10 protein-coding genes are annotated in these 11,184 nt (G+C 70.4%); 5 read left to right on the top strand and 5 right to left on the bottom strand.

Going from position 1 to position 11,184, the window contains the following annotated elements; genetic code table 11:
• Positions 1-23: 23 nt before the first annotated feature.
• From QLQ12_RS23640 to QLQ12_RS23630, 3 genes are all read right to left on the bottom strand, one after another.
• Complete coding sequence (locus QLQ12_RS23640; protein ID WP_282762548.1) at positions 24-305, bottom strand: hypothetical protein; 282 nt, start codon at positions 303-305, stop codon at positions 24-26.
• A 241-nt stretch (positions 306-546) separates the two neighbouring features.
• Complete coding sequence (locus QLQ12_RS23635) at positions 547-1,689, bottom strand: IPT/TIG domain-containing protein (RefSeq protein WP_282762546.1); 1,143 nt, start codon at positions 1,687-1,689, stop codon at positions 547-549.
• Positions 1,690-1,976: 287 nt separating this feature from the next.
• Entirely contained in the window at positions 1,977-2,714 is a 738-nt protein-coding gene (locus QLQ12_RS23630; RefSeq protein ID WP_282762544.1) for a hypothetical protein, read from the bottom strand.
• A 222-nt stretch (positions 2,715-2,936) separates the two neighbouring features.
• Here QLQ12_RS23630 and QLQ12_RS23625 point away from each other — a divergent pair, with 222 nt between their 5' ends.
• From QLQ12_RS23625 to QLQ12_RS47400, 4 genes are all read left to right on the top strand, one after another.
• Positions 2,937-3,461: a DUF4142 domain-containing protein gene (locus QLQ12_RS23625; RefSeq protein ID WP_282762542.1), complete on the top strand. Its 525-nt coding sequence runs from the start codon at positions 2,937-2,939 to the stop codon at positions 3,459-3,461.
• A gap of 6 nt (positions 3,462-3,467) precedes the next feature.
• A complete protein-coding gene (locus tag QLQ12_RS23620) occupies positions 3,468-4,688 on the top strand; it encodes an IPT/TIG domain-containing protein (RefSeq protein WP_282762540.1) in 1,221 nt (406 codons plus the stop codon).
• Between the two features lie 204 nt (positions 4,689-4,892).
• Positions 4,893-6,857, top strand: a complete 1,965-nt coding sequence (locus tag QLQ12_RS23615; RefSeq protein ID WP_282762538.1) for a S8 family peptidase — start codon at positions 4,893-4,895, stop codon at positions 6,855-6,857.
• Between the two features lie 96 nt (positions 6,858-6,953).
• Positions 6,954-8,882, top strand: a complete 1,929-nt coding sequence (locus QLQ12_RS47400; protein ID WP_282762536.1) for a S8 family serine peptidase — start codon at positions 6,954-6,956, stop codon at positions 8,880-8,882.
• 66 nt (positions 8,883-8,948) lie between these two features.
• Here the strand turns inward: QLQ12_RS47400 and QLQ12_RS23605 are convergent, their stop codons facing one another.
• Complete coding sequence (locus QLQ12_RS23605; protein ID WP_282762534.1) at positions 8,949-9,683, bottom strand: hypothetical protein; 735 nt, start codon at positions 9,681-9,683, stop codon at positions 8,949-8,951.
• Positions 9,684-10,134: 451 nt separating this feature from the next.
• Between QLQ12_RS23605 and QLQ12_RS23600 the strand changes: the two genes are divergently transcribed.
• On the top strand, positions 10,135-10,365 hold the full coding sequence (locus QLQ12_RS23600; protein WP_282762532.1) for a hypothetical protein: 231 nt from the start codon (positions 10,135-10,137) through the stop codon (positions 10,363-10,365).
• A 45-nt stretch (positions 10,366-10,410) separates the two neighbouring features.
• On the opposite strand, the gene QLQ12_RS23595 is transcribed toward QLQ12_RS23600, so the two are convergent.
• Positions 10,411-11,172 carry a class I SAM-dependent methyltransferase gene (locus tag QLQ12_RS23595; protein ID WP_282762530.1) on the bottom strand — a complete coding sequence of 254 codons (762 nt, stop codon included), beginning with the start codon at positions 11,170-11,172 and terminating at the stop codon, positions 10,411-10,413.
• Between the last annotated feature and the right edge of the window lie 12 nt (positions 11,173-11,184).

The raw sequence follows: 11,184 nt of genomic DNA, 5'->3' as shown, positions 1-11,184 counted from the left end.
CCCCGGGGGGGCCCGCCCGGGGCCTACCGGGGCGTCCCCCCCCGCGCCGGCCCGGCGGGGGGGGCGACGGCGCTTTCGCTGGCGAGAGGCTCGACCACCCGGACATCCTGGGCGGTGATCTCCGCGGTTCCGGTCGACTTGTCCGCCATGATCGCGGAGGTGATCACGTAGGCTCCGCCGCCGAGCGCGGCGGCCAGGCCGGCCACCCCGGCCACGACCTGCGTGCGGCGCCGGCCCGGACGACGTGCGGCAGGTGGCGGTGCCGAAGTGTCGTCACCGGGCTGTTCGTCATCACGAGTGGTCATTTCCGCTGTTCCTCTATTTCTCGACTACGCACCCCTTCTGGGGTCCCGATCTCATCGTCCCAATGTTGTGGGGGTGGATGGGCGGAACGTGTGATCCGTAGCTGAGAGTTCCTTGAGTGGCGCGGCGGATGCTCCCGATTCCGGCGAGAAACAGTGAGACCCGATCCGAAGATCGGGCCTCACTGTTTCCTCTACTGCTCTAATGCGGATTTCGATGAGCGGCTACCTGTGGTGTGATGCCTCAGGCCTCGTTCGGGAAGTTGAACATGCTGAACGCGTTGAGAGGGCTCGTGTAGGGCGACGGAGTCGCGTTCGGCAGGGTGATCGTCACCGGGCAGGTGCCCGCGTAGGTGCCCACACCGAGGCCCGGGCTGAGGTTGGATACGTCCGGAGTGGTGACGACCAGCGCGGTTCCACCTGTGTTGTGTGCCGTCGCGGTCGCCTCCTTGCCGCAGAAGAACACCTTGACGTCGGTGCCGGCGGTCAGCGTCTTGTCCAGGCCGGAAGCGGTGACGGTGACCGTGGTGCCGCCGTTCGGCTTGCCGAAGGTCGGGCTGATGGCCGTGATGTAGGGGCCGGCGACCACGTCGATCGTCCCGGTCGCCGCAGCGAGGAAGGTCTTGCTCACACCGTTCTGCGTGATGACGAGGTTGTCGTTGTCGACACTCATCCCGGTCGTGGTCTTGAATGTGAGGTAGTTACCGAGTTCGGTACCCGTCGTTCCCGACGCTCCGATCACCGTGTCGGTGACATTGGCCGAGGTGAGCTGGGTGCCGGCCGTCAGGCCGCCGCCGCCGGCGAACACCTTGACCTCGGTGCCGTCCTTGCCGCCTAGGTTGACCTTGAGGGCGGCGGCTGTCCGGGGGTCGAAGGCGAAAGCGGGGTCGGCATACACCCGGACGGTCTGGCCGCCGGTCGAGAGGAACCGCTTCTTACGCTGCGCAATGGGAAGATCGGCGCTGTACTCGGTGACGACCGGCATGAACACGCCGGGGTCAGGTGCTTTGATGGCCGGCGGCGCAACGAAGGTCAGAGCGTCGACCTTGGTCAGCGTGTCAAGGTTGGTGAACTCGATCACGATGCTCTCAGGCCCGCTGGAGACGTCGCAACCAGCGCTGGGGAGGGTCGGGGTTTTGATGGAGATCGTCGTTGCGCTGGTGACGACGTAGTTCGTCAAGTCCTGGCAGTTGGTGTCGACGTCATGGAGGGTGATGTCCTTGACGTTGTCCTCGGACAGCGCGGGCACGGCGGCGCCGGAGACGGTCAGGTTGATGACGCCCTTGGCAGTGTCGGCGGGCAGTTTCGCGTTCGTCGGGGCGGTGATCGTGATGGTGCCCGTGATGGGGCCGGCCTGAGCTTCAAGGGGGGCCAACGTCGAACCCACCAGAGTTGACACTAGGACGGCGGCGCCGGCGGCGAAAAGGGTGCGGGGACGCTGCCGCGGCTGGACGTGAGACATAGAGCAAGAGTCCTCTCGGGAGCTGTACGGCCCACCGTTTCGGTGCCGCACTTTGCCTCTTTTTCGGACTCAAAGTAGCACCGTGTCATGCGTTGATTCGTGGAATCGAGATTCGTATGTGAATGGAATTCGGACCGCTATTCTAGGCGCTTGGAAATCGTGATTCTCGAGTATTGGTGAAGAGGAATGACGGGGTCCGGGAAGGCGCGGTGTCAGCGGCCGAGCCTGCTCCAGTGCTCGTCGAGTATGCGAACCGTCTCGCCGGGGGACGGCTTCTCGTCCCGCCGGGCGAAGGCCAAGGCGACCACGCTGCGGTCGGCGGACGTGCGCCAGCACAGCAGCATCGTGGGCTGCTCCCGGGCGGGCTTCTCCAGGTGGAACCGGAACTTCCGGGTGCAGGACGCGTCACCGACGGGGCTGCCGTCATCGCCTTTGAAACGCAGTTGCCCTGTGCCGGTCAGGTCGTGATCGGCGGACATGATCTGCACCGTCGCGTTCGACGATTTCGCCGTGACGATGTTGACCGGTGCTTCGGCCGCCGTCACCTGCCGATCATTCTTCCTGGTTTCCGGGCGCTTCTCTCGGGCCTTCTCATCGTCGGTCTTGTGGGCGGAGCCGGCGGCTCGCGCTTCCCGGCGAGCCGATTCCGAGGGCTCGGCGGGGGAGGGAAGTTCCGAGGGCGTGGAGGCCGGTGAGGTCGGTGAGCTGTCGGCCGGCGGCATGTCGGGGGACGACGCGGTGGTGGGGGCCGGTGAGGTGAGAGCCGTGGCTTCCCGCTGGGTGTGGTCGCCGCCGAGCAGTGCGCCGGTGATCAGATAGCTGACGGCGCCGAGGGTCAGAGCCGCTCCCGCCACGCCGGCGATCAGTCCTGTTCGGCGCCGGTGCGGCAGCGGTCCGGCCGGGTGGGTGCGGCCGGCGGGAACCGGGTCACGCTCTTCGCCTACGGGCATCTCCATGGTCCTCCGAAGTCGGCCGCGCCTTCGCGGTCATGTTCTGGCTCTCGGCCCAGGATCCCAACCCGGAGGACAGAACGGGCGTGAATCAGCCGGTGCCTTGTGGTGAGGTGGTCGACGGCTGCCGTGACCGGCGTAGCGGAGCGCCAACTATCCGAAAGCGAAGACTGGCTCGGGTTCCCTGAATAGGCTGGTCGCGACCGATTTAAGGGGATAGTTGTGCATTCTTATCGCATTGCCGCGGCGTTGGGGCTCGCCGGCTCCCTGGCTCTCGGAGCCGTCCCGGCGCAAGCCGCTCCCGCGCCCACCCCACGGGACGTCGCGTTCGTGCACGCGGCCCACCAGGGGAACCTCGCCGAAATCGCCGCCGGGCAGGTCGCCTGGAAGAAGACGACGGATCCCGTGGTGAAGAACCTGGCCGCCACGTTCATGCGTAACCACATCCACATGGACGCCAAGCTCTATCTGACCGCGCGGGACCTCGGGATCCGCCTGCCCAACTCGCCGACCGCCGCGCAGCAGGCACTCACCGAACGGTATGCGGCGGCGGCAGCGGAGACCTTCGACGACTACTACATCTCCACTCAGCTGACCGCCCATCGGCACGCTCACAAGCTGATCAAGGAGCAACTCGCGGGCGGCGCCGACCCGGCGGTGAAGGATCTGGCGGAGCAGGCCGTCCCGATCATCGCCGAGCACCGGAAGCTGCTGCGCGAGGCGGCGGCGCAGACGGGCGGGGAGTAGCCGGCGATGAGACTCTCCCGGGCCTGCCTGGCCTCCGCCGCCGTGTCCGCCCTGGCGCTGGCCGCTTTCATCGCTCCGGCGAGCGCCGCGCCCGTTCCGATGACCCTGAGCGTCAGCGCCGGTCCCACTGGTGGGGGGAACACGGTCGTCGGGACGCTCGCCGCGAACCCGACCACCCCGAGTCCCATCGCCGCGGGCACGACGCCCACGGTGCAGTTCCAGTTCATCGGCACCGGCGCGACCACCTGCAGTACCCGGGCGAAGGACGTCACCCAGATCGCCGCCACCGGCACCACGACGACAGCCGGCGTGCTCACCGTCGATCCCGCCCATGTGCGGCGCATCTCGAGCACGAAGATCACCTTCAAGGTGCCGTCCGCCTCCTATCCGGCGAGCAGCATCAACGCGACGGGGCTGGTTCTGGCCGGCAGTCAGATCACCGCCAAGTGGAACGTCTGCGTCTACGACAGCGACTCCACCACCACGAGCGTCCTGCTGACCTCCTCGCCGTACACCGTCGTGTTGCGGCCCACGATCACGTCCGTCGTGCCGACCAGCAGCCCGGCCGGCGGTGGCCAGACGATCACGGTCAACGGCACCGGTTTCACCGTGGTCTCGACGCCGCTGACCGCGACGATCGACGGCGCGGCTCTCACCAACATCAAGGTGGGCGCCAACGGCACCAGTTTCACCGCGACCACCGGACCCCGGGCCGCCGGCACCAACCTCGCCCTGACGGTCACCGCGCCGGGCGGCACGGTGAGCAGCCTCGACCCGGACAACAACATCGCCACCAGCGACACGCCGATTCCGTTCGACTACAGCAACGGCATCAAGATCTCGCCGAATACGGGCGCGGTCGGCGACTCGGTCACCGTCGACGTGCTCGGTGCGGGATTCTCGGCGCTCCAGTTCGACCCGGCGGCGCCGGCGACGAACAGCAGCGCGCACGTGTTCCTGGTCGACGGCGCCTATACACCCAACCTCAACCGCGGCGTGGCCGAGTGCCGTGACGTGGTGGTCGTGAGCGACACCGAACTGGTGTGCACCCTGAACCTGGCGGCGGACCGGTTGAGCCCGACCACGAGCCTGCCCGTCGGAGGCTCGGCGATCGTCGAGGGCGCCTACATCCTCACCGTCGTCGCCGACGGTGGCACCGCGGCCTTCGGCTCGGCCAACCCGACAATCGTCAGCAGCGGCGCCACGTTCACGGTGGCGCCCTACTGACGTACCGAAGCAGGATGAGAACCATCGGCCCGGCGTCGCCAAGACGCCGGGCCGGTGCGCGTGCCGTGGCGTTGCGGCGGCATCCGCCGGCAGTCCGCTACCCGGCTGCAACCTTGAAGATCCGAGTCGCAACCACCGAAAACATCAGCGGCGCCGGAGGGCCGCCGATCCTCGAACCCGACCGCAACGGGAGGGACTTCGAGGATGAAGGTTCAGCTGCTCCGATACGCCGCCGGCGCTGTGGCGGCGGGCGCGCTCGCGGCCGTGGGCGTCTACGCGCTGCCGACCGGCACCGCCGGCTGGCAGCCGGTCACCTACGGCTTGACGCAGAGCCCGGAGGAACTGCTCCCGGCGACCGTGAGCCAGGCGCGGCCGGCGAAGGTGGTCAGCACCACGATCGACGCCGACGGCCGGCCGGTCGTCACCGTTACGGAGGCGACCGACAAGGCGTCGGCCACCGAGCTGGTCAGGCGGGCGCAGACCGCGGACGGCGCGGTCAGCGTCGAGATGGACGCTCCGGTGTACGCGCTGGGCGTACCCTCAGGATCTGATCCTTATCGGTCGCAGCAGTGGGATTTCAGCAAGATGCGGGTGGCCGACGCCTGGCAGCGGTCGACCGGCGGCGGCGTGACCGTCGCGGTGATCGACACCGGGGTCGACTCGGCGCACCCGGACCTGGCGGCGAACGTGCTCAGGGGCTATGACGCGATCGCGAACAAGGTGGGTCCCGGCACGGACGGCAACGGGCACGGCACCCACGTGGCCGGCACGATCGCGGCGGTCACCGGCAACAACGTGGGGGTCTCCGCGGTCGCGCCGGACGTCAAGATCCTGCCGATCAAGGTGCTGGACGCGAACGGCGGCGGCAACATGTCGGACACCGCCGAGGGGATCGTCTGGGCCGCCGACAACGGCGCACAGGTGATCAACATGTCGCTGGGCGGGACGACCAAGGTCGCGGCGGTGAGCAACGCGATCGCGTATGCCCGGAGCAAGGGCGTCACCGTGGTCGCGGCGGCGGGCAACTCGCGTACGTCCGGAAGCCCGGTCTCGTATCCCGCCGCCGACGTCGGGGTGATCGCGGTGGCGGCGACCGACTCCGCCGACAGGTTCGGCTCCTACTCCAACGCCGGCAGCTACGTCGACGTGGCCGCGCCCGGCAGCGGGATCATCAGCACCTATCCGACCGCGCTGGGCCGGGGGGCGTACGCCTCCCTGAGCGGCACCTCGATGGCGGCGCCGCACGTCGCGGCGGTCGCCGCGCTGCTCGAGGGATACCAGCGGGCGCTGACGCCGGATCAGATCGAGGCCGCCCTGGAGAGGTCGTCCGTCGATCTCGGCGCCCGGGGCTTCGACAACGACTACGGGTACGGGCGGATCGACGCCGCGGCCGCGCTCGCCGCGGTCACCCCGGCCACGACAGCGCCGACCACCCCGCCCACGACCGCGCCGACGACCCCGGCCACGACCGCGCCGACGACAGCTCCTCCCACCACCGTTCCGCCGACGGCGAGTCCGACCGTGAGCCCGACGACCAGCCCCACGACCAGCCCGACGACCAGCCCGACGATCAGCCCCACCACGAGCCCGACAGCGACCCCGACCAGCACCGCCACCGCCAAGCCGAAGATCAGCCCGCTGATCACCTCGAACGTGGCGAGCCGGGAGGTGGCCTACGGCGCCGGCACGGCGACCACGTTCACCGTCCGGGTGTCGGGCAGCGCCTGGGCGAACAAGCCCGTGTCGCTCTGCCTCGCCGCAACCGGGGCGGGCGCTGGGTTCTCCTGCACCGACACGAGGACCAGCATCAGCGGAACCGTCCTGGTGTCGCGCCCCGCCACGGCCGGCTTCCGGGTCTACGTCACGATGGCCGAGACGGACACGACCCTGGCCGCGACGTCGCCGGTCACCACGTTCACCGTCCGGGCGCAGGTGAGCGCGAGCCTGGCCGCCCGGGGCGTCATGACGGTGGCCATCACCGGCGTCGCCGGGCAGCGGGTCGAGATCCAGCAGTACTCGTCGCTCACCCGCGCGTGGCACACCGTGGGCGGCTACCACGCGGTCGCCAAGATGACGGTGACCGGTCTGGCCGGCGGGCAGAAGTACCGGGTCGTGGTGCCGGACACCGCCGCGGTCCTCGGGGCCACCAGCGTCACGGTGTCCGCCTGAGAAACCTGCTCCCTCGCGGCAACGGTCCGACAACGGCTCCGACAACCCACGTCAGCGAATCTTCTTCTCGTAGCCAAAACGGGGGAGACGTTGTTGATGAAGGTTCAGATCCGTAAGTACGCGTTCGGTGCCGTTGCCGCGGGCGCGCTCGCCGCTGTCGGTGTTTTCGCACTTCCGAACGGCTCGACGGACTGGACGCCGGTCACCTACGGACTGACCGCGTCGGCGGAGCAGATCGTTCCGGCGACCGTGTCCGAGGCGCGGCCGGCCCGGGTCGTGTCCACCACGCTGGACGCCGAGGGCCGGCCGGTCGTCACCGTCAAGGAGGCGACCGACAAGGCCACCGCGGTCAAGCTGGTCGAACAGGCGCAGAACGCGGACAACGCCGTCGGCGTCGAGATGGACGTTCCGGTGTACGCCCTGGGCATCCCCACCGGCTCCGACCCGTACCGAGCGCAGATGTGGGGCTTCGGCAAGATCCGCACGGTGGACGCCTGGCAGAGGTCGACCGGCGCCGGCGTGACCGTCGCGGTGATCGACAGCGGCGTGGACGCGACGCACCCCGACCTGGCGGGCAACGTGATCAGCGGCTACGACGCGATCACCGACCGGGCCGGCTCCACCAGCGACCGGCACGGCCACGGCACCCACGTGGCCGGCACCATCGCTGCGGTCACCGGCAACGGCGTGGGCATCTCCGGCGTCGCGCCGGACGTCAAGATCATGCCGATCAAGACCCTCTCCGACAACGGCAGCGGCAACATGAGCGACACCGCCGAGGGCATCATCTGGGCCGCCGACAACGGCGCCAAGGTGATCAACATGTCTCTCGGCGCGACGCAGCAGGTCCAGGCGGTCACCAATGCCATCTCGTACGCCCGGAGCAAGGGCGTCACGGTCATCGCGGCGGTCGGCAACGCCCGTGCGCAGGGCAGCCCGACCTCGTACCCGGCCGCGGACCCCGGCGTCATCGGTGTGGCCGCGACCGACTCGAACGACCGGTACGGCAGCTACTCGAACGCCGGCAACTACGTCGACGTCGCCGCGCCGGGCAGCAACATCGTCAGCACCTACCCGTCGGCGCTGGGCTCGTCGTACAAGACGATGAACGGCACCTCGATGGCGGCGCCGCACGTCGCCGCGGTCGCCGCGCTGCTCAAGAGCTACCAGGGCGCGCTCACGCCGGACCAGATCGAGGTCGCCCTGGAGAAGTCCTCGGTCGACCTGGGCGCCGCCGGCTTCGACATCGACTACGGTCACGGCCGCATCGACGCGGTCGCCGCGCTGAACGCGGTCGCCCCGGCCACCACGGCCCCGACCACCCCGCCGACCACGGCTCCCACCACGGCTCCGACCAAGGCGCCGACGACCGCCCCCACGGCCGGCGTGCCCACCACGGCTCCGACCACTGCCCCGACGACCGCGCCGACCACGTCGAGCCCCGCGCCCGCCGCGCCGTCACCGGGCCAGACCACCGCCCCGGTCAAGGTCACGCCGGTGATCACCGCCAACGTCACCTCGGCCGAGGCGATCTACGGAACGGTCACCAGCACCACGTTCACCGTCCAGGCCGCCGGGCAGGTGTGGGCGAACAAGCCGATGCAGATCTGCGTGACCGAGGCCGGCGCCGCGCAGCAGTGCACCGACACCGTCACCGGTGCCACCGGCAACGTGCGGGTGGACCGCGCCGCCAAGGCGTCCTACCAGCTCGTCCTGAAGGCCACGGCCACCCCGGCGAGCGAGGCCGCGACCTCGGCGACGGTCAGCTACAAGGTGCGTGCGGCGGTCACCGTCGTCCGTGCGGCCTACGGCCAGCTCTCGGTCACCCTCACCGGAGCGGCCGGCCAGACCACCGAGATCCAGCAGCAGGTCAGCGGCGTCTGGCGGACCGTCGGCACCTACGCGGCGCCGTCCTCGCCGGCCAAGATCATGGTGACCGGCCTGCGGACCGGCCAGACCTACCGCGTGGTGGTTCCGGCCAGCACCGCGATCGCCGGTGTCAGCAGCGCCCCGATCGTCGCCTGACCCTCGCTTGACGACAGCCGCGGCGGGACCCTCGAGGTCCCGCCGCGGTTTCCGTCCGTCTGGCTGTCAGTTCAGTCTGGCCCATTCGCGGGTGATGACCTCGACGCTCTCGGCCGTCAGGGAATCGTCCTCCGAGGCCGACGCCACCGTGATCACGCTGCGGGACGCCGATGTCCGCCAGCACAACAGGGTCGCCGGGGCCGCCGACGGGACGTCTGCTTCGTGCCGGATCTCGCTCGTGCACCGCACCCCGTCCCCGGCCGGCTCGCCGTCGTCGGCGGCCAGGGTCAACGGCCGCTCACCGGACATGTCCCGCCGGGCGCTCATGATCCGGATCGAGCCGTCGCCCAGGATCTCCGTCCGCTCGGTGACCCGCGCGCCCCCGCCCAGACCGAGACGCTCCCGCAGCCCACCAGCCGCGGCCGAGGCGAGAACCTGGCCCGGGTCAGGGCTCGCCTCACGGCTCACCGCCACCGAGGGCGCCGGGCTGCGCTCCACGGGCGCGGCCTGCTTCATGATCTTCGGCGTACGGGTGACCGGCGGTTCCGTCTCCTCCGGTGTGGACTCGCCCGTCACCGGCGCCGTTCGCGGCGCCAGGGCGGCCGGCTCGGGAAGACTCGGCTGCTGCTCGTTCATGAGCTGGGTGACCAGGAAACCGGCGCCGGCCAGCACCGCGACAGCGCCGGCGACACCCACCGCGGCCTGTTTGCGGCGCTGCGCCGAACGCTGCGGATTCGCCGCGGTCGAGGAGGCGTACAGGCCGCCCTCGGATGCCGGATGATCGTGCTCGTCGTAGGCCATGTCACCGTCCTCAGGGTCTCAGGGTCTCAGGGTCTCCGGGTCGCGCGTCGCGGGCGGGTCGTCTCGCCTCATGCTCCCAAAGAACGGTACATATCGGGCGGAATTCCCTTTCATCGACGAGAACGGCACTGTCGGGATCGCGTCACCGCCGCCGCCTGCCGCGCGGGTGGCGACCGACCGTGAGCGGTCCGGAACGACCGGTGCCGATGCCTCGGCCGGGCGTCACCCGGACAAGCGAGCGAGGCCCCAGGGCGGTTGACCGTCGCGCGATGCGCGCGCAATGTGTGGAGCACGCGGGTGCGACGGCGGGCGGACCCGGCAGCCGTCCATCATGCCCGCACCAGGGAAGGAGCGGCCTCGTGCGGCACCGTGCGCAGCGGAACCGGCTCAGATCCGGAGCTCCGGGCCCGCCGGCCCGGCCGGGGGCTCCGCCCCGGGTGGTGTCCCGGCGATGACCGGGTTCGAGGACCACGCGGAACACACCCCCGACCGGCCGTCCTGGGACTGTCGTTCGTGCGGCCGGCCCTGGCCGTGCGACCCGGCCCGGGAGCGGCTGGTGCGGGAGCACGGCCGGGTGGAACTGGCGGTGCTGATGTGGGACCAGCTTGAGGAGGCGGCCCGGGAGATGCCCCACACGCCCGCCTCCGAGCTCTTCGACCGTTTCCTCCGCTGGACGGACTGACCCGCCTCCCGGCGGGCATGCCGGCCTTTCGCGGGACCGGACGGGTCAGCGGATGGCCGCGACCGCGGCGTCCATGCCGCCGCGCCAGATCAGGCCCGCCTCCCGGAAACCGGCCGCACGCAACGTCTCGACGTGCCAGGACGCGGGCGGAGTCCACTCCTGACTGTGCCGGTCGGACGGGTAGATCCGCTCCCGTTCGGCGGCCTTCGGTGCCAGGCACTCGTCGGCGGCGGCCAGAGCCCACCACTGCGCCCAGGAGGTGGCGGCGCCGGTCGCGTACCGGGCCTCACGTTCCGCCTCGGCATGATCATGAAGTTTGCGGGAGAGCTCCGGCAGGCCCTCCTCCTCCATGCGGTCGGCGTTCGCGAAGACGCCGCCGGGCCGCAGCACCTCACGGACCTCCGCGTAGAGCGCGCTCACCCGCTCGACCGGCAGCCAGTGCAGCGCGGTCGCGGTCAGCACCGCGTCGAACGGCTCCGGCGGCAGTTTGGCCCGCCAGCCGGGGTCGCCGAGATCGGCGTCGACGATCGTCGCGCGGTCCCGCAGCGAGGACTCCGCGATGGTCAGCAGCACCGGGTCCTGGTCCAGCACGGTGACCTGGGCGCCGGGGAAACGGGCCAGTGTGCGCAGCGAGATGGCCCCGGTGCCGCCGGCCAGGTCGAGCAGCCGGGGCGGCTCGCCGCCGGTGACCGCGGCGACGGCGGTCAGCATCGCCGCGAACCGCTCCTCCCGGTCCGGCATGAACGCCTGCTGCTGTCGGTCCCAGCTCTCCTGCCACGTCAGGGAGTTCTTCAGGTAAGCACTCATGTCGACTACGGT

The sequence above is a fragment of the Actinoplanes sandaracinus genome (assembly GCF_030009775.1).
GTDB classification, from domain to species: Bacteria; Actinomycetota; Actinomycetes; order Mycobacteriales; family Micromonosporaceae; genus Actinoplanes; species Actinoplanes sandaracinus.
The sequence above is the reverse complement of the archived record's forward strand: the minus strand, read 5'-3'. Positions and strand labels throughout refer to the sequence as shown.